The organism is Hyunsoonleella rubra, from assembly GCF_042684665.1.
Lineage (GTDB): Bacteria > Bacteroidota > Bacteroidia > Flavobacteriales > Flavobacteriaceae > Jejuia > Jejuia rubra.
The window spans coordinates 40,583-62,352 of the sequence record NZ_JBHULY010000014.1 but is presented as its reverse complement, the minus strand read 5'-3'; the positions used below and the strand labels follow the sequence as shown (position 1 = coordinate 62,352).

The following is a 21,770-nucleotide window of genomic DNA, read 5'->3' as shown; positions in this document are numbered from 1 at the left end:
GATTAAATTTAGCAAAACTTCGCTTTAATTTTATCCACAATGGTTTGGGCTAATTTTTCTTTGCTCTCCACTGTCCAGCCCGCTACATGGGGGGACAATATCACATTTTCGGCTTTAATCAAATATCGAAATGCAATTGGCATTTCTTCATCCCTACTATTTATCTCGACTGGGCTGGATGTGACATCTTTTTGGAAGAGATTTTCAAAAGATTTTTTTTCATATTCTAAAACATCGAGGCCTGCACCCAAAATTTTACCTGATTTTAAGGCTGAGACCAAATCGGCAGTCACCACACTTTTGCCTCGCGCCGTATTTAACAACCAAAACGGTTTTTTAAATTGATGGATAAATTCGGTATTCACCATATTTAAAGTTAATGGTGTTTGCGGCGTGTGGAGACTCACCACATCCACTTTTTCCTGAAATTCCTTTAGGCTAACTTGATTTGCATTTTCGTCGCCAACCCCATCTTTAATATCGCAGCACAATACTTCAACGTCAAAACCCTTTAGTTTTTTGGCGAATGCTTTCCCCATGTTACCGTAACCAATCAACCCAACAGTTTTGCCATCCAATTCAATGCCTCGATTTTCCTCGCGTTGCCATTTACCCTGACGGACTTCTCTATCAGCTTTGTTCAATTTGTTAAAAAGGGATAGTAACATGCCCAACGTATGTTCGCCAACGGCATTTCTATTGCCTTCGGGCGCTGAAATAAGATACACGCCTTTTTGTTCGGCGTAATCGCAATCGATATTTTCCAATCCCGCGCCTACGCGACCGATGAACTTTAGGTTTTTGGCCGCATCCAAAAATCGTTGGTCGATGGTAAACCTACTTCGTAAGATGATACCGTCGTAATCTGCAATTTTTGCCTCGATGTCTACTTTAGAAGCCGTATAGTCTTCATGGTTGGTAAATCCCAAGGCATTGAGCTGGTTTAACAATAATTCGTGATTGGTATCGAGGTGGAGTATTTTCATGGTGCAAATGTATGAATACCTAAATGGTCTAAAAAACTAGGAACTCTGAAAGCTGTTCGGATTGCTCTGGATAAAAATGCGTTAGGGATTGAGGCATTTGTTGAAGCTCCCCGACATTAGGAGGGAGCGACTGCCGAAAGCCCGACCCTCCCGATAGCTATCGGGATTGGGTAACGCCCAAATTAAGATTAATCTAAAAACTTTGAAATTTCAAATTGAAAAGACGGATTAACTCTCAGGAGCCAATTCTACCTCGAGGCCTTCCATTTCAGGGGTCATTTGGATTTGACAGCCCAAACGGGAATTGTTCTGAACGTCAAATGCTTCGGACAACATGGCTTCTTCATCATCACTTTTTTCAGGCAACTCGGTATTGCTTAAAACATAGCACTGGCAGGAGGCGCACATGGCCATACCACCACAAACACCAATGGTGCCTTCGGGTGCCAACTCGTAGGAGCGCACCACTTCCATTAAATTCATGGCCATATCGGTTGGCGCCATAATCTCATGGGTTACACCATCCCGGTCCGTTATCTTGATGTTAATGTCCTGACTCATCTGTAAAAATTATGATTACGCTAGTTGCACTGCATTTTGCGTGCCAAAAGTATTATTTATTCTGGGATTTTTCTAAAAAAATATGAAGTAAAATGGGTTTTTGGAGGATGATTTTATACATCAATATTAATGACTTCCTCAATCTGTGGTGCGTGCTTTTTGATGGTCATTTCAACACCCGATTTTAAGGTCATTTGATTGACGCTACAACCCACACATGCACCCTGTAATTGCACCCTTACCAACCTATCGTCTTCAATGGATAGCAAAGAAATATCTCCGCCATCACTTTGCAAAAACGGACGGATTTCGTCAAGTGCTTTTTCAACGTTTGTTTTTATTTCTTCTGAGGTCATGTCTTATTTCTTCCTCACCCTAACCCTCTCCAAAGGAGAGGGAAAAGATGAATTTATTATTTTTTCACTGCGGCACAGCCGGCCATTGTGGTGATTTTTATTGCTTCTGTTGGCGGTAGACTTTCATTTCGATTCACTACTTCCTGAACTACGTTTTGGGTTAAAGTTTCAAAAGCTTGTTCCAATGGGGTTGCCGTTTGCAAAGCCGCCGGGTGCCCTACATCACCAGCTTCCCTTATACTTTGTACCAACGGAATTTCGCCTAAAAACTGTACATTTAAATCTTCGGCGAGATGTTTAGCACCTTCTTTTCCAAAAATATAGTACTTATTATCTGGCAATTCTTCAGGAGTAAAGTACGCCATATTTTCAATAATTCCTAAAACTGGCACTTGTATGCTGTCTTGTTGGAACATGGCCACGCCTTTTTTGGCGTCGGCTAAAGCTATATTCTGTGGCGTACTCACCACTACTGCCCCTGTAATTGGCAAGGATTGCATAATACTCAAGTGAATATCCCCCGTACCCGGAGGTAAGTCTAATAACAGAAAATCCAATTCGCCCCAATGCGCATCAAATATCATCTGATTTAAAGCCTTTGCTGCCATCGGACCACGCCAAACTACTGCTTGGTTGGGTTGGGTAAAAAATCCTATGGACAGTATTTTTACACCGTAATTCTCGATAGGTTTCATTTTGGATTTGCCTTCAATGTTAACCGCTAAAGGTTTTTCATCGGCCACATCAAACATAATAGGAATGGAAGGCCCATAAATATCGGCGTCCAAAACACCTACTTTAAAGCCCATTTTTGCCAAAGTCACCGCCAAGTTAGCCGTAACGGTAGATTTCCCTACACCTCCTTTTCCAGATGCCACGGCTACAATATTTTGTATCCCAGGAATTGGTTTTCCTTTGATGACATTCGCTTTTGGTTTTACAGGAGCTTCAACTTTAACATTTACAGTGATTTTGGCCTTTTCGTATACCTTCTCGTGGATGGTTTTTAGGATATCCACCTCTGTACGTTTTTTAGCCTGCAAACTTGGGTTTTTAATGGTAATATCCACAATCACCTCATCTGCAAAAGTGACTACGTTTGTTACAGCGCCACTTTCTACCATGTTCTGCCCTTCCCCAGGTACGGTAATGGTTTCCAGTGCTTTTAATATATCTTGTTTTTTTAGCTTCATTTTCCAATTAAGAATCATTCTAAATGCAAAGATAGTCAATAATGGCAGAAGACAGACGGCTGGTGTTAGAAGTTTTAATTATGTGGATATTGGGTTTGGTTATGGGTTGAAATATGTAATTATTTGTAAATTTTTGTGAAATTAGGAAATATTAATATGTTGGACTTAAAAAACTCCTTTTTAAATAATATTCCATTTTGGCTTTGCCAAATTGCTTTCTAATTTCCCGCTTTAATTTAGTTGTATCAAATTGGGAGTAATTCATCCAACCCTCATATTCGTTGGAAAAAAAGACCTTATTGAAAGATGTAAATCTAACCCTAAGCTTTGTTTTGAAATCCCCATGATATCTTTTTACCGCTGAAACTATAAAATGTTTCGGCTTTAAAAGATAATCCCTATGACCAGTCCCACATAAAACTGTTCTTTGCTCCCAATATTCAATTGGTCGCCATATTTTCAAACTGTCTAAGGCTTCAACAATAAAAAACAGGTCATTGAACATTGGTCTTTGTATGACTGTTGACCTCCTTGATGAATTATAAACAAACAGAGGATACGTTTTGTAATGAGTTCTTCCTCGATTTTCATGTTCCAAAATTGCCCTATCATATATTTCCTTAAAATAAATAGAGTCCCTTTTATTATCAGTTTGAGGTGGTGGAGGTGGAGGAAAATGCGAAATGACAGATTGTTCACCTAAATGAAAATTAACATGGGTAGTATCCACAAAAACCTTAATACTATCACTCATGAACTTTTCATCCTTTAAAAAACTTCCAGAGTAATAATCTTTAGAAGTCATTCTGCTTTGAAGTCTAAAATCAAGACTATCAAGTATATTTACCCCATAAACTATTGTATGAGACGGAAGCATTTCTTCCGAAGACAAATCAATAATGGTGTCGCATTTATTCGGAATTACAACAGGTAACCTTACCAGATTTCTAGAAAAAGAGATCAAAATAAAACAGCTTAGAAATATTGAACCTATGTGTTTCATATAACACCGAGGCCTCAAAAATCATTCCCCAATTCCTTCCCCGGGTCCCAAAATACAGCCTCAAAATTTTGGATTTGGTTATCAACAACTTGGATGCCTTCACTTTCCAAAAGCTGTTGCATGAGGTTGGTGCCGTCAAAATGGTGTTTGCCAGTCAACAATCCCTTTCTGTTGACCACGCGGTGCGCAGGAACATCCTTTCCTCCCGAACCGTTCATGGCGTAGCCCACCATTCTTGCGCTTCTGACTGCACCCAAATATTTGGCGATGGCGCCGTAACTGGTGACCCTTCCGAAAGGAATCAAACGGGCAACCTCATAAACCTTATCAAAGAAATTCAAGGTTTCTTGTTTCATCTTAAAGGTCCTTGATGATATTGATTAACGTAACGATTGATATAATCCCGGTGATGCCCCCAATAATGTAATTCATATTTTTTTGCGAGGTAAAAGATTTACTTTTGATCATATCAAAGAAGAAAATATAAACATAAAGCATAACGAAAGTACCTGTGCCAGCACCTGCGACATAGGCTATAATGCTGGTCTGCTCAAAATTCATCCATCCAACTGAAGCTAATGTAATGATTAGGTAAGATTGATATGGAATGGGAAATACATTTATGGCCGACATTAACATTCCTTGAAAAAACCGACTGTGCTTACTCTTAATTTTCGGTTCCTTTTGGGATTTGGGTTTTGATTTTGCAATAAACAAAAAGTAAATTGTCACCAAAATAAAAATCACACAGGCAACACTCCTCAAAATACTTATAACCTCGGGGTGCCTGCTTAGGTAACGTGAAAAAATCGCCGCGATGTACGCTTGGGCCATTAATACAACGCATACGCCAATGGAAAACACAATACCTCTTACATGGCCTTCTTTAAGGCTGATTTTTGCAGCGCTCATATTGAGCAACCCTGGCGGAATTACCCCTATAATGGCAAAAAGTAGCCCCCACAAAAAGATAAAAGTCAAGTCCATTAGGAGGAAAAATTAAACTTAATATAAGTAATGGGCTTATTTTGCTCCAAATACTGCGATTCGTAAAAGGTTTGTATACCAGTAACCTCTGAAGGACTTCCTTCTTGTTTGTAAACATCATGGTTGGCATACATCACCTCGTGCCCCAAACCATGCAATAAGCCCAAAGTATAGCCGTGCATAAATTCGCTATCGGTCTTAAGGTTAACAGTCCCATCTGGTTTTAAAATGGATTTATAGCGCTCTAAAAAATTCATATTGGTCAAACGGTGTTTGGTGCGCTTATATTTTATTTGTGGATCTGGAAAGGTAATCCAAATTTCGTCCACTTCGTTTTCGGCGAAAGCGAAATCAATCAATTCGATTTGCGTCCGCAAAAATGCCACATTGGGAATATTTTCTTCAATGGCGGTTTTAGCTCCCCTCCAAAATCTAGCACCCTTAATATCCACCCCAATTAAATTTTTATCTGGATATTTTTGGGCCAATGCTACCGAATATTCGCCTTTGCCACAGCCCAGTTCCAACACTATGGGATTGTCATTTTTAAAGACTTCTTCTCGCCAATGGCCTTTTAACCTGAACTCGGAATCCATTAATTCCTCGCGTTTTGGCTGGTATACATTGGAAAAGGTGTCGTTTTCCTTAAACCGTTTCAGCTTGTTTTTGCTTCCCACAATCTCTTAACTATTTCTTAGTATTGCTTTAGAATTGGTAAAATTACGGAAATATACAACAGCGTTGTTATCTTTACTTTTGAATTTACCTCAAACCTCGCGTGAGGGATTGAACGGCATGTTTGAGCTCCTCAAAGAGAGCGAGTAGTGAAAGCCCGACTTGAGGTACGAGAGGCACGCCCAAATAATGAAAAAAAGAATTTTAATCGCACCCTTAAATTGGGGATTAGGCCACGCAACACGGTGCATTCCTATCATTAAGGCGCTTTACGAAAATGGCTTTGAACCCATTATAGCCAGTGATGGTATCGCACTGCAACTTTTAAGGAAGGAATTTCCTGGATTTTCGTCTATCGAATTGCCTTCATACAACATTACCTACGCCAAAAAAGGCAAGCATTTTAAGCTGAAGCTTTTAAAGGATTCTCCAAGATTGGCCAAAACTATAAAGGCTGAAAGAAAAGCGACAAAGTTGATTGTTGAAAATCACCGTATTGCAGGGGTAATTTCAGATAACAGATTAGGGGTTTACGATAAAAAGGTGCCTAGTGTTTTTGTAACTCATCAGCTTAATGTACTAAGTGGACGCACTACATGGCTTAGTACTAAATTGCATGAAAAATTCATAACCAAATTTGATGAGTGTTGGGTGCCCGATAATGAGGGAAACATCAATTTGTCGGGCAAACTTGGACACAAAAAGCATCTCGATATTCCAACAAAATATATAGGTCCTTTAAGCCGATTTAATAAATCAAATACCCAAAATCGTATTGATTTATTGGTTTTACTCTCCGGACCAGAGCCTCAGCGCACTATGCTTGAGGAAAAACTTTTGAAGGAAGTTGGGAATTTTAAGGGTTCGGTGGTATTTGTGCGAGGTGTGATGGAGCAAAAACAAACGATTACCGAAAAAGGCCCTGTGACCATTTATAATTTTATGACTTCGGTATTATTGGAAAAAACCATAAACGAGAGTAAACTGGTACTATGCAGATCGGGCTACACCACGGTTATGGATTTGGCTAAACTGGAAAAACTGGCATTTTTTATCCCAACTCCGGGACAGTCCGAGCAGGAATATTTGGCAAAGCGTATGACGGAGCAGGGCTTTGCTCCAAGTTGTTCGCAAGAAGAATTTTCAATTGATAAACTAGAAATCGTTTCGGATTTTAAAGGGTTGAAAAGTTTCAACGTCGATATCAATCATAAAAAGCTATTCGGCCTTTTCCAGGGTAAATGAGAACTCGCTCCCAACGCCATATTCACTTTCAACATAAATACGTTCGTCGTGGGCCTCGATGATATGCTTTACTATGGAAAGTCCCAAACCGGAGCCTCCTTCACTTCGCGATCCACTTTTGTCCACACGATAAAAACGTTCAAACAAGCGTGCCAGATGCGTTTTTTCAATACCCTCGCCGTTGTCGGTTACCCTGACTATGGCCTTGTTTTTAATTAAATTTTCTATACTCACTTCGGTGGTGCCTTTCAGACGTCCATATTTTAGGGAGTTGATAATCAGGTTCACTAGTACCTGCTGAATTCGTTCCTTATCTGCCCGCACCATAATGGGATTCGGATAATCCCTATCAAAAGTTAAGGTAATTGACTTATCATTGGCTCTCATTTCCACCATTCCAAAAACTTCCTTAACCAATTCCACAATATCAAATTCCTCAGGATTTAACCTTAAATCCCCAGCTTCCAGTTTGGTGATCAAATCCAAATCGCTAACGATATAATTCAATCGCTCCACGGCACTATTGGCGCGTTTAAGGTATTTTTTCCTCACAGCCTTGTCATTTATGGCTCCATCCAATAAGGTTAAAATATAGCCCTGGATTGTAAAAAGTGGGGTTTTAAGCTCGTGCGACACGTTACCTAAGAACTCTTTTCTGTACTGCTCCCTGACTTTAAGGGTTTCGATTTCCAATTTTTTATCGCGGGCGTATTTATCAATCTCTTGGGTCAACGTAGCCATGTCGGTTGTGATCGCACCCCTCGTAAAACTTGCAGATTCCAAAAGGGTCAAATCGTCGTATATTTTCTTTACGCGTTTGTAGATATAGCGCTCTACACGATATTGTATCACCATAAAGGAAAAAAGAAAACAACCCACCGCAAAAACTATGATGGGCGCCCATTTGAACGAAAAGTAATAGTACAAAAAAACACTCATTAAGAGTGTGAAAAACAAAGTTATGAATAGCGATGTTTTAACCGCAAAGCGATAGGATTTCTTAACTTTTACCTGCATTAGTCTACAAACTTGTAGCCGACACCTTTTACTGTTTTAAAGCTTTTATCTCCTATTTTTTCGCGCAATTTTCGGATATGAACATCGATGGTTCGTCCGCCCACAACAACTTCATTTCCCCAAACTTTATCCAAGATTTCATCGCGCTTAAACACTTTTCCAGGTTTCGACGCCAATAAAGATAACAATTCAAACTCTTTTCTTGGTAAAATTATTTCTTTTCCTTTGAGGCTGATTTTGTATTCATCGCGGTTAATCACAAGGTTACCCACCTTAACCGTATCCTTTACATCGTCCTTAAAACGTCTTAAAAGCGCTTTTACCTTGCTTACCAACACCTTTGGTTTTATAGGCTTTGTGATATAATCGTCAGCTCCCGCATCAAAACCGGCCACTTGCGAATAATCCTCGCCCCGGGCAGTTAAAAAGGTAATGACCACATCTTTTAAGTCGGGGTTTTTTCTAATTTGTTCGCAAGCTTCAATACCGTCCATTTCAGGCATCATTACGTCAAGAATAATCAATTGGGGCTGTTCCTTTTTGGCTTTTTTAACAGCCTCAACTCCATTTTCGGCAGTAATTACTTGATACCCTTCGTTGGACAGATTGTAACCTACAATCTCCAAAATGTCCGGCTCATCATCTACTAGCAGTATTTTTATGTCTTTTTTGTTCATTACTGAAATCAATATTTTGACGCTTCCAAAAATAAAAAATTTCTTGAAACAAACTATCCGTGCATCTGAGCTATAAAGTAAGCACACTCATAATTTGTTTGGTATTGGAAGTAAGCCCAGAAACCGAAATTTTAATTATTTAGATTCCCGTTTTATTCATTGATTCTGCTCAATATTATGGTATTCATGAATCTTCGATTTCACGGGAATGACAATTTTAATGGAGACCTTGACGCAAAGCATCAAGGAATTCTTCCTCGAGTAAATATAAAACTAATAACATTCAACTTTTAAAAATCGCCCACAAATAACAATAAGGTAACACAAGGCTTACAAAAGATTAACTTTTCGACGTATCGCTATAATCTTTAACAGAATTTTGGTACAGCTTTTGATGTAAAAGCAGTAATTTTACCACATTGGAAGACGTTATGAAAAAAAACTACTTTTTTTATGTTTTACTCCTTGTTTTATCCTTGATGACCTTCGATGGGTTCTCACAGGACATAGCTTCCAATGACCTTAAAAACAGTCTCAGTATCGAAGGACTGTCGGTGTTTCCAAATCCAGTAAATATTGGAAAATCAACAATTTACATTGACACCAAACAAAACGCTCTGAAATCAGTGGCCGTTTTTAATGTTTTGGGCAAACAAATTCTTGCGCCCGTAATTACTCGGAAAGAATTGGATATTTCAACTTTGGGCTCAGGGGTTTACATTTTGAAAATTACCGAAAATGCGGTGACAGAAACCCGGAAACTAGTTATTCGCTAACTATTTTTACCATTGATTTTTTGAAGTGTTGCTTTTAGCAATGCTTTTTTATTTTATATACATTTGTGATGCCGTTAGGCATTCTCGGAATCTTCTTTTTAGCAATACATGGTTGACCCAAATACGATTTTCAATATTGAATCTGATGACGCATTTGAAGCCTTGGCTTTAAAAGTGTTTGAATTTCAGTTTGAAAGGAATAGGGTGTATCGTTCCTTTTGTGATTTGTTGTATAAGCATCCTAGCGATGTAAAAAACATCAACGGCATTCCATTTTTGCCCATTGAATTTTTTAAAACTCGAAAGGTTATTTCCGGTGAAACAAATGCTGAAATTATCTTTGAAAGCTCGGGAACTACAGGGCAACAAACCAGCAAGCATCATGTATCGGATTTGAAACTTTATCGCAGAAGTTTTAGAACTGGTTTTCAGAAATTTTACGGAAATATTGAAGATTATGTGATTTTGGCATTGCTTCCTTCCTATTTGGAACGCCAAGGATCTTCATTGGTTTTTATGGTGAATGATTTAATTGCAAAGTCTAAAGCTTCTGAAAGCGGGTTTTTTCTAGATAACCTCTCGGATTTAAAGGAACGTTTGGTGCGATTGGACAGAGTTGGCAAAAAAGTGCTCCTCATTGGGGTATCTTTTGCTTTATTGGATTTGATTGAAAACGATTCGTTTCAACTGAAAAACACCATAATTATGGAAACCGGGGGTATGAAAGGACGTCGAAAAGAAATGATTCGGGAGGAATTACACACTACCCTTAAAAAAGGTTTTGGTGTACAAAACGTGCATAGTGAATACGGCATGACAGAACTTTTAAGCCAAGCCTATTCTCAAGGAAACGGAATCTTCAAATGTCCAAATTGGATGAAAGTGCTAACTAGGGATACAGAAGACCCGTTAGGCATTCAAATGATTGGCAAAACGGGTGGTTTAAACGTGATTGATTTAGCGAATATCAACTCCTGCGCCTTCATCGCTACCCAAGATTTGGGAACGGTTTACGAAGACGGAAATTTTGAAGTAAAAGGCCGGTTTGACCATTCCGATATCCGGGGGTGCAATTTAATGGCGTTATAAAATTATTTTGTAAGGAATCGCAAATGAATACGACAAAGGGATTGCTAAGATAAAAGAAAGATTATTTTTAGTAAGTTGGTTAGTTTGTGAATCCCGACCGTAGCGTCGGGATTCTTTTATTTTACAGTGATTACAAAGTAGTTCTTTTTACCGCGTTGTAACAGCACAAACTTTTCGTTTATCAAGTCTTCCTTAGTGATTTTGAAGGCTTCGTTCACCTTTTCTTTATTTACTGAAATCGAGTTTTCTTTTAGTGCACGCCTCGCTTCTCCGTTAGATTTCAAAAAGCTTCCCTTTTCGGCCAGCGCACCAATCATATCCAATCCTGCCTCGATTTCAGATTTGTCAATTTCGGTTCGTGGTACCCCTTCAAAAACATCCAAAAAGGTTTTTTCATCTAGTTCTTTTAAATCTTCACTTGTGGACTTTCCAAATAAAATATTACTTGCTTTTATGGCATTGTCCAATTCCGATTTGGAATGCACCATCTGTGTGATCTCTTCGGCCAAACGCTTTTGTAAAACTCGCAAATGCGGTGCTTCTTTATGCTCAGAAATCAAAGCTTCAACTTCCCCTTCATTTAAAAAGGTAAAAATCTTGATGTACTTTTCGGCATCTTCATCACTTGAATTCAACCAATATTGGTAGAATTTATAGGGTGAAGTTCTATTCGCATCCAACCAAACATTACCGCCTTCAGACTTTCCAAATTTTGAACCGTCGGATTTAGTAATCAATGGGCAGGTGATGGCATAACCTTTACCTGCTCCGATACGGCGAATCAATTCGGTACCCGTGGTGATATTCCCCCATTGGTCGCTCCCGCCCATTTGAATGGAACAATTATTAGCTCGATACAAATGCAAAAAGTCGTAGCCCTGCACCAATTGATAGGTAAACTCGGTAAAGCTCATCCCTTCGGAATCATCGGATGAAATCCTGTTTTTTACTGAATCCTTGGCCATCATATAATTTACGGTGATATGCTTCCCTACATCTCGGATAAACTCCAAAAACGAGAATTCCTTCATCCAATCGTAGTTATTGACCAACTCGGCCGCATTTTCGGTATCGCTTTCAAAGTCCAGAAAATGGGCCAACTGTTTTTTTATGGCTTCTTGGTTATGGCGCAATGTCTTTTCGTCCAGCAAATTACGTTCACTCGATTTTCCTGACGGGTCTCCAATCATTCCAGTGGCACCACCCACCAATGCAATGGGTTTATGCCCACAACGTTGGTAATGCGCCAAAAGCATTATGGGCACTAAGTTTCCAATATGTAAAGAATCCGCCGTAGGGTCAAAGCCAACATAAGCGCTTCGCATCCCCTCCATTAAATGTTCTTCCGCACCGGGCATTACCGTATGGATCATACCCCGCCAAGTCAATTCTTCAACAAAATTCTTCTTCATGCTTTGATAATTTTGAAAACTAGCGCAAATATAAAAAGACGCTTATAAATGGGTGCCATAAAAGGGTATCAAATTAATTTCTGAAATCAACTTAAAACCATGGACTGTGCAGTTATTAATATTCATTATTTTCGCCCTATGGTTTTAGTCACAGGGGGCACTGGTTTGTTAGGAGCGCATTTGTTATATCAATTGGCGACTTCCAAAGAAACTGTTCGAGCGATTTACAGAACGGAACGGAAACTTGAAAACGTAAAACATATATTCTCAACGTACTCGGACAACTATCAGCCTATTTTTAACCGCATTGAATGGGTTAAAGCCGATATTTTAGATATCCCAGCATTGGATGTCGTTTTAAAAGGTGTGGAATACGTGTATCATTGCGCCGCCTTTGTGTCTTTTGAACCAGATAAATACCAACTGCTTCGACGCACTAACATTGAGGGTACAGCCAATGTGGTAAATCTCAGTATGGCAAATGGAGTTAAAAAATTGTGTTATGTTAGCTCAATTGCTACTACAGGTAGCCCCTTAAATGGTGAAACGATTACTGAGGAAACTGCCTATAATCCCGAGGAAGACCATAGCGTGTATGCCATAACAAAATATGGAGCTGAGATGGAAGTTTGGCGTGGCACCCAAGAAGGTTTGGATGCCGTTGTTGTCAATCCAGGAGTTGTTTTAGGCGCCGGAATTTGGAGTTACGGTTCGGGAAATTTGTTTAAAAGAGCCTACAATGGGATTAGTTATTATACTGCTGGAAGTGTGGGACTAGTTGCAGTCCAAGATGTAGTGAAAGTTATGATAGAGCTCTTAAAAAGTGATATTAAAAATCAACGTTACATTCTAGTTGCCGAAAATTGGTGCTACCAAAGGTTTTTGCAAACCTTGGCCAAATCTTTAAACTCAAGAATTCCAAAAAAACAAGCTAAACCTTGGCTTTTGAATATAGCATGGCGCTTGGATTGGTTAAAACATAAAATAACGGGAAAGCGAAGAGTATTGACCAAACATCTAGCGCATTCACTTAGCAAACCTCATGAATACAGCAGTGCTAAAATAAACAGAGATCTGAACTATCAATTTTCATCAATTGATGACTGTATTACTGAGGTGTCAAATCAGTATCTGAAATCGGTTCAATAAGTTCTGCTTCGATCTCAAGCCCCTCTAATTCCTTAATAGTTTCCTTCTGAATGTTCTTCAAAGAATCTTTTTCTATTCGTTGTAATGAATCTTTGATTTTTTTCGCTTCTTTTTCAATTTTTACAATAGAATCATACTTAGCTTTTAACTTATCCAAGCTGTCTTTTGCCAAAGCGTAAATCTCCTCATATTCATCAACATAGTAGGCGTAATAGGCATTGTTTTGCGCAAATTGGATGCTATCAATATTGTATTTCTTATAAATATATCCATCCGCCGTAACATTGGCACTGTCCAACACCCTTTTGTCCAAACCGGTAACTGCGTTAATTATCTTTAAATCGATAAGGATATGAGCCATCTTTTCCTTCGTTAGCAAAGGTTCTGGCTTCTCTGGCCTGTTGTATTTATAACAGGAAGTTATTCCCATTAAGACACATAAAAGTAAACTTAGCTTTTTGAGCATTATCTATTAAAAGTGAGCCTTTTGGCCGATTTTACATTCAAAAATTTAAAATTTCGATATACCAAAGTACCATTTAAAAAGGTATGCGTAATTCTAGATTTAAAGGTAGACCCTTCAAAAGGAGACCAACCGCATTTGTATAAAATATTTTCCTTTTTCACCGTCCAGGGGCTATTTAAATCCACAAACACCAAATCGGCATAATAGCCTTCTTTGATATATCCGCGACGTTCCACCTGAAATAAAATGGCCGGGTTATGGCACATTTTTTCCACAATTTTTTCGATGGAAATCTTACCTTTATGAAACATTTCCAACATGGCAGGCAACGCATGTTGCACCAATGGCCCGCCGGAAGGTGCTTTTGTATAAACGTTTTTCTTCTCTTCCATAGTATGTGGCGCATGGTCAGTTGCAATAACGTCAATGCGGTCATCCAAAAGAGCTTCCCACAGTTGCTCTCGGTCGTTTTTGGTTTTTACGGCCGGATTCCATTTAATAAGCGTGCCTTTATTCTTGTAGTCTTCATCTGAAAACCACAGGTGATGGATGCATACCTCGGCCGTAATCTTTTTGTCCTTTAACGGAATTTTATTGGTAAACAAATTGGTTTCCTTTCCGGTGGACAAATGAAAAACGTGCAGTCTCGCCCCCGTTTTTTTTGCCAACTCAATAGCCTGGGAAGAAGACAAATAGCAGGCCTCTTCACTCCGTATGATGGGGTGTTTTTCAATAGGAATATCCTCCCCATATTCGTCTAAATGGGCTTTCATATTCTTTTTTATTGTCGCCTCGTCTTCACAATGCACCGAAATCACCATATTGGTGCTTTTGAAGATTTTCTCTAAAACCTTCGGGTCGTCCACGAGCATATTTCCTGTGGAAGACCCGAGAAATAATTTTAATCCGGCAACTGCCGTTTCGTCCACCTTTAAAATCTCATCCAAATTATCATTGGTGCCACCAAACATAAAGGAATAATTGGCTGAGGAGGTTTTCTCCGCTATCTTAAATTTTTCATTAAGCTTCTCAATTGTGGTGGTCTGAGGATTTGTATTTGGCATTTCGATAAAGGACGTTATGCCTCCGGCAATGGCCGCTTTGGATTCAGTTTCAATGTTCGCTTTATGCGTCAGCCCAGGTTCCCTAAAGTGTACTTGGTCGTCTATAGCACCTGGCAAAACATGTTGACCTTCGGCGTCAATCACCAGTACATCGGCCGATTTTGCACTAATTGACTTCGCAATTCTCTTTATAAATTCGCCTTCTATTAATATATCGCCGTTAAAAATTGTGCCTTCGTTTACAATTTTAGCGTTTTTTATAAGTGTTCTTTTTAACTTCATTTAGCTTTTACGTTTAAATAAACTTTTCAACTTCATTGAGATGACACCAAAAACAGCTTCGGAAATAATCCCAGAACTCAATTTGGATTCCCCGCGTACTCTATCGGTAAAAATAACTGGAACTTCCACAATTTTGAAGTGTTTTAGGTGGGTTTTAAATTTCATTTCTATTTGAAAGGCATAACCGATAAACTTGATTTTTGTTAAGTCTAAAGTCTCCAAAACCCTGCGTTTATAACATACAAATCCGGCGGTGGTATCATTAATTTTCATCCCTGTAACCAGCCGTACATATTTTGATGCCAAATAAGACATCAGCACCCGGCCCATCGGCCAGTTAACTACATTTACACCGGTTACATATCGCGACCCGATAGACATATCGGCACCGTCCACCGCGCAGGCCTTATACAGTCGTTTCAAATCTTTGGGGTCATGGGAAAAGTCGGCATCCATTTCAAAAATGTATTCATAAGATCGGACCAAACTCCATTTGAAGCCGAGAATATAGGCGGTTCCTAAACCACCCTTGCCCTCTCTTTCCTTTAAGTGTAATCTACCTGAGAATTCCTTTTGAAGCGCCTTCACTTTTTTCGCCGTACCGTCCGGGGAATTATCATCCACAATTAGAATATGAACATCTTTGGATTCTGAAAATACCGCCCTGATGATTGCCTCAACATTTTCAATCTCGTTGTATGTAGGTATTATAACTACGGCGTTCTTCATCTCAATCTGATAATCCAGCACAAAAACGATTTACAGTTTTCGTACTGACGCAAATGTACATTTTTCGACTCTTCTTTTTTTTAAAAATTTCGTAATATTTCATAGCTTAAACAATAATTATGATAATTTTACGACATGCTAAGGGAAGTGCCGTCTTATACGCTTTTTACTATTCTTTTGATAGTTGGACTTGTAGCTATTGCTGTGGCGAAAAGTATTGACCCCAAGCGTTTTAGAGAGTTTATAATGGTTGTTGGAAATTCCAAGTACCTTAAAATTTATGGCAAGGACCAAAAGTTTTTGGATTATTATGACGGTGCCTTATTCTTAAATCTCATTATTTCTTCAGCTATTTTTTTAGCCCTTTGTCTTCAAGGGTTTACTGGTGAAACCTATATGGATTTAACGTTAATAGTGAAGCTAATCGTGGGTATAGGAGTTTTTATTTTGAGCAAAGTGCTTTTGGAGCGCCTGATCGGAAGCCTTTTTGAAATAGACTATTTAATTGACGATTATTTGTTTCAAAAAATCAGTTATAAGAATTATTTGGGTTTGTTACTCTTGCCTATCAACGCTTTGTTGATTTTTAGTTTTTCACCAACGATTCCTTTGATATACACGGTTTTCGGAATACTTTTCATCGTGAATATAAGTGGTTTATTTACAACATTTAAAGCCTATCAAAATGAAATAAAAAGCAACTTATTTTATTTTATTTTGTATCTTTGCGCTCTCGAAATCGCACCATACGTAGTAATTTACTCGATTTATAGTGCCTTTTAAACTATTTTGGACCTATGAAAGTGAAGACTATTTTAGTATCTCAACCAGAACCTAAAATTGAGAACTCCCCATATTTTGATTTACAGGAGAAGAATAAAGTAAAAATAGATTTTAGGCCTTTTATTCATGTTGAAGGGGTTTCAGCCAAAGAGATCAGGCATCAAAAAATTGACTTGCACGACTATACTGCCATTATACTTACCAGTAGAAATGCCGTGGATCACTTTTTCAGGATCGCAGAAGAAATGCGATTTAAAGTACCGGACACGATGAAGTATTTCTGCCAGTCTGAAGCGGTGGCGTACTACCTTCAAAAGTATGTGGTGTACAGAAAGCGCAAGATTTATGTGGGCAAGCGTACTTTTGCAGAATTATCGCCATTAATCAAAAAATACAAGGACGAGAAATTCTTATTGCCAAACACCGATAAAGTAAAACCAACAATTCTGGAGACTTTGGACGCCCTTGGCGTAAACTGGAAACAGGCTACTTTTTATAGAACTGTAGTAAGCGATCTTTCGGATTTGGCAAATGTGTATTACGATGTATTAGTGTTCTTTAGCCCATCGGGTATTGAATCTTTGTTTCAGAATTTCCCGGATTTTCAGCAAAACGATACGCGCATTGCGGTATTTGGAAATACAACCATAAAAGCCGTTGAGGAGAAAGGCTTACGCGTGGATATTGCGGCGCCAACACCCGAAACACCATCTATGACCATGGCTTTGGAAAAGTATATTGAGAAGGTCAATAAGGGGAAGTAGTTTCATGAAAATATAGCATAAAAAGAGGGGTGGATTTTTAATTTACCCCTCTTTTTATTTTAATTCTTTTGTTCCTTACCTAAAAGGAATTTTGCTTCCACTAACTAAATCCTAACATGTGGAGCACGTGCGACTTACCACCACACCCAAAACACTTTTTCTATTACACCACTTTTATGTTTCAACCAAAAAAGACAAGAATACTTCTGCTCAAGAAGTTCATTCGTTATATCTCTTAATTCTTTAAAGTTTATCCAATCCACATTGGGATGAGGTATAATCAACCAATCTTTTTTAGAAGGAATATAGAATTTGCAATTTTCAAAAGTATCGAGTTCATTTTGGGTGATATAAAATCCGTAGATACAATCTAGGTTTAAGGCATTCAATTGAATGTTTTGACTGCAATAAGGCAAAAACAATTGGGCCTTAAAATAAACCCGTTGAATAATGTCTTCTGATTTTAAGTTGAGGTTTTTAAGATATGGTTTGCAGGTTTCAGAATAGAGGAGAGGTAGTTGCTTTTCTTTAAGCTTCGTTAGCTTTTGGATCAAAGAATCTTTTCGGTTAGGGCCAACGAAATGTTCAATTTCAGTAGTGCCAACCGATGAATCATACAGATAAAATTTATAGATCACTTCCAGATGAATGGGTTTGCCGTCTTTTAAAAGCAAACAGTCCAATTCTCCTAGAGTCGTTTTATTTTCTTGAACCTGAACATTTTCAGCTAAAACAGAAATATTCTTGTTTTGTTGAAGTTGAAAGGAAACTAAACGTTCCACATATTTACCCAGGCGAAGAGCGCTGTCAACAGCAATATCAATTTTTTGAGAAGATGTAGTTATTTCAAATTGCCACAAATTATAGGCAGCATTACCAAACCACAAAAGAGGGGTGCGTAAAAAACCTTCGTATCTTTTTTGGAGTTTGGTCAACTTAAATTTCACTCTGTTCTATAATCCTCCAACTTCCTCGGCCCCTCCAACAACACCCTAACAATCTGCAAAGTCCCATCATCTTTGGTCGCAATTTGCCACTTAATCAAGGAAATAGCGCCGTTTTCAATTTCCAAACCTGTAATACTTCTAGGGTGCACACAACTACCATCGTTAAAAAAAGCAATATCCCCGGGTTCCGGGAAACGGGGGCGGTGGGTATGTCCAGCAATGGTTAATAGATTGTTGTTGTCCGATATCCATTTTTTGGTGCGGCGTTCCACTTTAATCAACTCTTTGTAGTTTTTAGCGGGGCTTGTGGGGTCGGCAATACCCATAACGTTGAGGGGTTTCCAAAGAATTCGAACCATAAAACGGCTCCACTTCCAGAAGAGGTAGTTCCACCAATCCGCTTGATGCCCGTGGGTTAAAAACAATTCCTGTCCTGTTCTGCAATGTTTTAGCACAATGCCTTCGTGATACGTAATGTCCCCAAACAATTCCACATCTTCGCCCACTTTTGGGTCAAAATAAGAGGATAAATGCTTTTTAACATAATCGGGATTTCTGTATACCATATCATGGTTGCCCCAAATCATGTGAAGTCTGCTATCCTTATGGAACAGTTTCATTAACATGTACACATTTTTGTGTGCATTTAAAATGGATTCAAAGGACAGGTTTTCCCAAAGTTCGTCACCATCACCCAATTCGCAATACTGAAAACCTTCTGCATAATAATGTTTTAGAGCATGAAAATAGATATTACGATTGTTGGCAAAATCATCTGCAAAACTGTTGTCGCCCCGGTGGCAATCACTAAAGAGTATAAACTTGCTATCATCATCAAAATCAATAAATTTAGCGTTTTTATAGGCCTTATCAAGTCTTTTTTTAGAGGAAAACATACCTTTAGCGCTTTAGGCTAATATAGGCATAATTAGTTATTGTCTACCTCAATTTTTTCAAGCGCTATGGGTAAGATCCGTTCCACAAATTTTGTGTATGCCAAGGTTGAAGGATGTAGCCTATCGGAGGCGACAAGCTCCGGGCTGTTAAGGCCTTGCCTAGTGATATCGGTGATGTAAACATAGTTAATGTTATTTTGGGCGCAATATTGTTCAGCAAAATTGTTGTAGGCGTCCAGTCTGGTTGAAATCTCTGTATTTCCATTTCCGAAGGGTGTGAACGCATAATCCGGGATAGAAACAACAATAAGGTTGCTTTTGTCTCCTTTAGCTTTTTTAATCGCTGTATTTACCAATTGTGGAAATTCGGTTTCGTACAGTGAAAATGGTTTTTTTCGAAATTCATTATTCACGCCAATTAAAAGTGTTACCAAATCAAAGTCGCTTGAAGGATTTTCACTAGCTATTGCATTTATGAGATTCGTAGTTGTCCATCCTGTGGTAGCGATAATTTCGAGCTCGAACTTATCTGTAGAATCTATCCTTTTATTTAAGCTGTCCCTTAATTGTGCAGGAAATCGGCAAGAGTCGCAAACGCTTTGCCCGATGGTGTAGCTATCTCCTAGGGAAAGGATTTTTATGGTGTCTTTTAAAGAGGGTTCTATTTCATTGTCTTCTATAGTTTCACCCATATCATCAATTTCCATTTGGGTTTCATCATCGATATTTAACTCCGCATTTGAAGAACACGCAAGCCACACAAAGAATCCTATGCCTATGAATAGCAAATTATAATTCAATTTCATCTTTTTGTTTAAAGATACGATTTTGACCTGAGAGGATAAAATTTATAGAAGAAGCTGCCTAGAAAGCTAAAGAAATGGCTTTGTCAGGTTGAGCGCAGTCGAAACCTCCATTAATATTGAGTAGGTTGGAGTTCTCGACTGCGCTCGAACAGACAGGAATAATTACTTTTTAGGCAGCTTTTTCTTAACTTGGAGCAAAAAGGAGGTTTAGTGCATGGCGTACTGCAATCCAAACATCAAATTATAATTTTGCTTTAATTGAATGCCATTTAAATCTTGATACAAAGGTGTACTGATTTCACTGGCAAAACGTAAACCTTTCAAACCGCCATTTTTAATCATGTAGTTTACGCCAAATCCAGAATTGATAAACGTGCCTCCTGAGTTTGCAACATCGGCCGTAGTCACCATCATAGGGTTCAATAATGAACTCGCGCCATCAATCTCATCGATAACCACGCCTTCCAGTCTTATGGAAACACTGAGGTTTTCACCAGCTTTGGCACCAATCCAGTTATTAAATCGATATTGGTTTCCAAATTTATAATCTTGGTCATTGTCATTGAAATTTATCATTCCGGTTAGCTGATGTCCCCAAGAAAATTTATCGGATTGACCTAAATACGTCAAGCCTAATTTTGCGCCGAATGACCCTGTACCTAATTGCATTGGGTAAGGCAATTGCACTTCATTGCCCATTGACATTGGTGTAACATCCATCGCTTCAATACTGCCAGTAGGAATGTTGATGCCCAATTGCGCGTGCATCGCTTTTCTATTCTTATTGAAAATGCTATACAGCGCACTCACCATAACGTCACCAAAACCCGAGGTGCTGGTAGAAAACTGGTTGCCATTTCGCATTTGCAGATTCATGTCGTTTTCCAAATAATTGGCCATGGCCATAATGGTAATTTTATCAGATGGAGCATACATAGCACCTAACATGTGCATGTTCATTATCATATCAACTGGTGCAACCATATAATTGGCATGGGCATTTGCGGTTGTGGCATCGTCGGTCCCCGATCTTAATTGCCGCATGTCCATGGTCATATACCGGTAAGAAAACATTATTCCTCCTTTATGATGTGTATGGTCTCCCATTACTGATATTGGCGCATGACCATCGGGTCGGCCGGAAGACCATTGCGTTGATTCTTCGTCGTGATTGTGGTGTTCATGTTGAGCGTATGAAAATGTGGATGCGACGCAAAGTATCGCAACATAAAATAGTTGTTTCATTTGTAAAATATATAAGTTTAATTATTTGGGCGTTACCACAAGGGTCGTGCTATCCGCTGTATCTTTTTTGAAAATTAAACCAAGGTCGTATCAATACCACCTCCGCTAGCTTTATGTGCAGGAGATGCATAATAAATTTGGATTATCAAAAAAGGATGTCGCTTCTATCGCTAACGCAAAAGAAAAATCCGAAAGATGTAATTACACTATGTCCGGGGGTTGAAATGCAGAATAATTATAATCGAAATAATATAATTTTTGATAAGGGGTGTTTGTTGGTTTTTCACTTTGGGCGATACCAATTGAAACGTCAATATTCAAAATCTCAACAAACCCAATGGGATAGTTTTCCAAGGAAATGGAAAGCGAAGAAAACGGTTCTTGCTCTTGCTGTTTTTCAAGTTGTTTTGCCAAATAACACTTCCCGTTACATTGTAGTTTAGGTTTGTCCTTGTTAATACATAAAAATTCAGCAATATAGTCTTGGTTAAGTACGTATTCCACATAAGGTTGCACTGGCCTTAGCATGGCAAGCATGTACAGCATTACAAAAAAAATGGCAGTTAGTTTGTGCAAAAAATCAAGTTTTGGCAAATATACCCGTTGTTCACTTTGAAACAAAAAAATCCGAGCTAAATTGCCCGGATTTTTTCCTCACATTA

At 38.7% G+C, this 21,770-nt stretch carries 25 protein-coding genes; 6 read left to right on the top strand and 19 right to left on the bottom strand.

The genetic code is table 11. The features are described 5' to 3' along the window. Positions 1 to 8 precede the first annotated feature (8 nt). The 8 genes from ACFSR8_RS07830 to trmB all read right to left on the bottom strand — a co-directional run bounded on the left by ACFSR8_RS07830 (position 9) and on the right by trmB (position 5,763). A complete protein-coding gene (locus ACFSR8_RS07830; protein ID WP_380290757.1) occupies positions 9 to 986 on the bottom strand; it encodes a 2-hydroxyacid dehydrogenase in 978 nt (325 codons plus the stop codon). Positions 987 to 1,214: 228 nt separating this feature from the next. Next, on the bottom strand, positions 1,215 to 1,547 hold the full coding sequence (locus tag ACFSR8_RS07825; RefSeq protein ID WP_380290755.1) for a ferredoxin: 333 nt from the start codon (positions 1,545 to 1,547) through the stop codon (positions 1,215 to 1,217). A 113-nt stretch (positions 1,548 to 1,660) separates the two neighbouring features. Then, complete coding sequence (locus tag ACFSR8_RS07820; protein ID WP_186558011.1) at positions 1,661 to 1,903, bottom strand: NifU family protein; 243 nt, start codon at positions 1,901 to 1,903, stop codon at positions 1,661 to 1,663. Between the two features lie 56 nt (positions 1,904 to 1,959). Then, positions 1,960 to 3,096, bottom strand: coding sequence for an Mrp/NBP35 family ATP-binding protein (locus ACFSR8_RS07815; RefSeq protein WP_380290752.1), 1,137 nt, complete (start codon positions 3,094 to 3,096; stop codon positions 1,960 to 1,962). Positions 3,097 to 3,247: 151 nt separating this feature from the next. Next, positions 3,248 to 4,060, bottom strand: coding sequence for a hypothetical protein (locus ACFSR8_RS07810; RefSeq protein ID WP_380290750.1), 813 nt, complete (start codon positions 4,058 to 4,060; stop codon positions 3,248 to 3,250). Positions 4,061 to 4,113: 53 nt separating this feature from the next. Continuing rightward, entirely contained in the window at positions 4,114 to 4,455 is a 342-nt protein-coding gene (locus ACFSR8_RS07805) for an MGMT family protein (RefSeq protein WP_380290748.1), read from the bottom strand. Position 4,456: 1 nt separating this feature from the next. Continuing rightward, positions 4,457 to 5,086 carry a LysE family translocator gene (locus ACFSR8_RS07800; protein ID WP_380290746.1) on the bottom strand — a complete coding sequence of 210 codons (630 nt, stop codon included), beginning with the start codon at positions 5,084 to 5,086 and terminating at the stop codon, positions 4,457 to 4,459. Beyond that, positions 5,086 to 5,763 carry a tRNA (guanosine(46)-N7)-methyltransferase TrmB gene (gene trmB / locus ACFSR8_RS07795; RefSeq protein WP_380290744.1) on the bottom strand — a complete coding sequence of 226 codons (678 nt, stop codon included), beginning with the start codon at positions 5,761 to 5,763 and terminating at the stop codon, positions 5,086 to 5,088. The genes ACFSR8_RS07800 and trmB overlap by 1 nt, the downstream gene beginning before the upstream one ends. A gap of 187 nt (positions 5,764 to 5,950) precedes the next feature. Between trmB and ACFSR8_RS07790 the strand changes: the two genes are divergently transcribed. Further along, a complete protein-coding gene (locus ACFSR8_RS07790) occupies positions 5,951 to 7,006 on the top strand; it encodes a glycosyltransferase (protein ID WP_380290742.1) in 1,056 nt (351 codons plus the stop codon). On the opposite strand, the gene ACFSR8_RS07785 is transcribed toward ACFSR8_RS07790, so the two are convergent. Next, positions 6,980 to 8,023 carry a sensor histidine kinase gene (locus ACFSR8_RS07785; RefSeq protein ID WP_380290740.1) on the bottom strand — a complete coding sequence of 348 codons (1,044 nt, stop codon included), beginning with the start codon at positions 8,021 to 8,023 and terminating at the stop codon, positions 6,980 to 6,982. The two genes, ACFSR8_RS07790 and ACFSR8_RS07785, sit on opposite strands and share 27 nt — an antisense overlap. After that, positions 8,023 to 8,700, bottom strand: a complete 678-nt coding sequence (locus ACFSR8_RS07780) for a response regulator transcription factor (protein WP_380290738.1) — start codon at positions 8,698 to 8,700, stop codon at positions 8,023 to 8,025. Before ACFSR8_RS07780 ends, ACFSR8_RS07785 begins: the two co-directional genes overlap by 1 nt. 431 nt (positions 8,701 to 9,131) lie before the next feature. Here ACFSR8_RS07780 and ACFSR8_RS07775 point away from each other — a divergent pair, with 431 nt between their 5' ends. Together ACFSR8_RS07775 and ACFSR8_RS07770 are read left to right on the top strand one after the other, a co-directional pair. Then, complete coding sequence (locus tag ACFSR8_RS07775; RefSeq protein WP_380290736.1) at positions 9,132 to 9,476, top strand: T9SS type A sorting domain-containing protein; 345 nt, start codon at positions 9,132 to 9,134, stop codon at positions 9,474 to 9,476. Positions 9,477 to 9,584: 108 nt separating this feature from the next. After that, positions 9,585 to 10,565, top strand: coding sequence for a LuxE/PaaK family acyltransferase (locus ACFSR8_RS07770; protein ID WP_380290734.1), 981 nt, complete (start codon positions 9,585 to 9,587; stop codon positions 10,563 to 10,565). 116 nt (positions 10,566 to 10,681) lie between these two features. Here the strand turns inward: ACFSR8_RS07770 and tyrS are convergent, their stop codons facing one another. Continuing rightward, positions 10,682 to 11,977: a tyrosine--tRNA ligase gene (gene tyrS / locus ACFSR8_RS07765; protein ID WP_380290732.1), complete on the bottom strand. Its 1,296-nt coding sequence runs from the start codon at positions 11,975 to 11,977 to the stop codon at positions 10,682 to 10,684. Positions 11,978 to 12,076: 99 nt separating this feature from the next. Here tyrS and ACFSR8_RS07760 point away from each other — a divergent pair, with 99 nt between their 5' ends. Beyond that, a complete protein-coding gene (locus tag ACFSR8_RS07760; RefSeq protein ID WP_380290730.1) occupies positions 12,077 to 13,126 on the top strand; it encodes an NAD-dependent epimerase/dehydratase family protein in 1,050 nt (349 codons plus the stop codon). On the opposite strand, the gene ACFSR8_RS07755 is transcribed toward ACFSR8_RS07760, so the two are convergent. Genes ACFSR8_RS07755 through ACFSR8_RS07745 form a run of 3 tightly spaced genes read right to left on the bottom strand, consistent with a single transcriptional unit; the run spans position 13,086 to position 15,667 of the window. Continuing rightward, positions 13,086 to 13,556, bottom strand: coding sequence for a DUF4296 domain-containing protein (locus ACFSR8_RS07755; RefSeq protein ID WP_380290728.1), 471 nt, complete (start codon positions 13,554 to 13,556; stop codon positions 13,086 to 13,088). The genes ACFSR8_RS07760 and ACFSR8_RS07755 overlap by 41 nt on opposite strands. Positions 13,557 to 13,591: 35 nt before the next feature. After that, positions 13,592 to 14,938: a dihydroorotase gene (locus ACFSR8_RS07750; protein ID WP_380290726.1), complete on the bottom strand. Its 1,347-nt coding sequence runs from the start codon at positions 14,936 to 14,938 to the stop codon at positions 13,592 to 13,594. Then, entirely contained in the window at positions 14,939 to 15,667 is a 729-nt protein-coding gene (locus ACFSR8_RS07745) for a polyprenol monophosphomannose synthase (RefSeq protein ID WP_380290724.1), read from the bottom strand. A 135-nt stretch (positions 15,668 to 15,802) separates the two neighbouring features. Here ACFSR8_RS07745 and ACFSR8_RS07740 point away from each other — a divergent pair, with 135 nt between their 5' ends. Both ACFSR8_RS07740 and ACFSR8_RS07735 read left to right on the top strand, forming a co-directional pair. Beyond that, complete coding sequence (locus ACFSR8_RS07740; RefSeq protein ID WP_380290722.1) at positions 15,803 to 16,450, top strand: DUF4271 domain-containing protein; 648 nt, start codon at positions 15,803 to 15,805, stop codon at positions 16,448 to 16,450. Between the two features lie 14 nt (positions 16,451 to 16,464). Further along, positions 16,465 to 17,214, top strand: a complete 750-nt coding sequence (locus ACFSR8_RS07735) for a uroporphyrinogen-III synthase (RefSeq protein ID WP_380290720.1) — start codon at positions 16,465 to 16,467, stop codon at positions 17,212 to 17,214. Between the two features lie 134 nt (positions 17,215 to 17,348). Here the strand turns inward: ACFSR8_RS07735 and ACFSR8_RS07730 are convergent, their stop codons facing one another. The 5 genes from ACFSR8_RS07730 to ACFSR8_RS07710 form a co-directional block, all read right to left on the bottom strand. Continuing rightward, positions 17,349 to 18,161, bottom strand: coding sequence for a DUF1853 family protein (locus ACFSR8_RS07730; protein ID WP_380290718.1), 813 nt, complete (start codon positions 18,159 to 18,161; stop codon positions 17,349 to 17,351). Then, on the bottom strand, positions 18,158 to 19,057 hold the full coding sequence (locus tag ACFSR8_RS07725; RefSeq protein ID WP_380290716.1) for a serine/threonine protein phosphatase: 900 nt from the start codon (positions 19,055 to 19,057) through the stop codon (positions 18,158 to 18,160). The genes ACFSR8_RS07730 and ACFSR8_RS07725 overlap by 4 nt, the downstream gene beginning before the upstream one ends. 32 nt (positions 19,058 to 19,089) lie before the next feature. Beyond that, positions 19,090 to 19,863 carry an SGNH/GDSL hydrolase family protein gene (locus tag ACFSR8_RS07720; protein ID WP_380290714.1) on the bottom strand — a complete coding sequence of 258 codons (774 nt, stop codon included), beginning with the start codon at positions 19,861 to 19,863 and terminating at the stop codon, positions 19,090 to 19,092. A gap of 207 nt (positions 19,864 to 20,070) precedes the next feature. Further along, on the bottom strand, positions 20,071 to 21,108 hold the full coding sequence (locus ACFSR8_RS07715; protein WP_380290712.1) for a transporter: 1,038 nt from the start codon (positions 21,106 to 21,108) through the stop codon (positions 20,071 to 20,073). Between the two features lie 201 nt (positions 21,109 to 21,309). Continuing rightward, the gene (locus ACFSR8_RS07710) at positions 21,310 to 21,684 is read right to left on the bottom strand and encodes a hypothetical protein (RefSeq protein WP_380290710.1); all 375 of its coding nucleotides are present in this window, start codon (positions 21,682 to 21,684) and stop codon (positions 21,310 to 21,312) included. Positions 21,685 to 21,770: the final 86 nt, after the last annotated feature.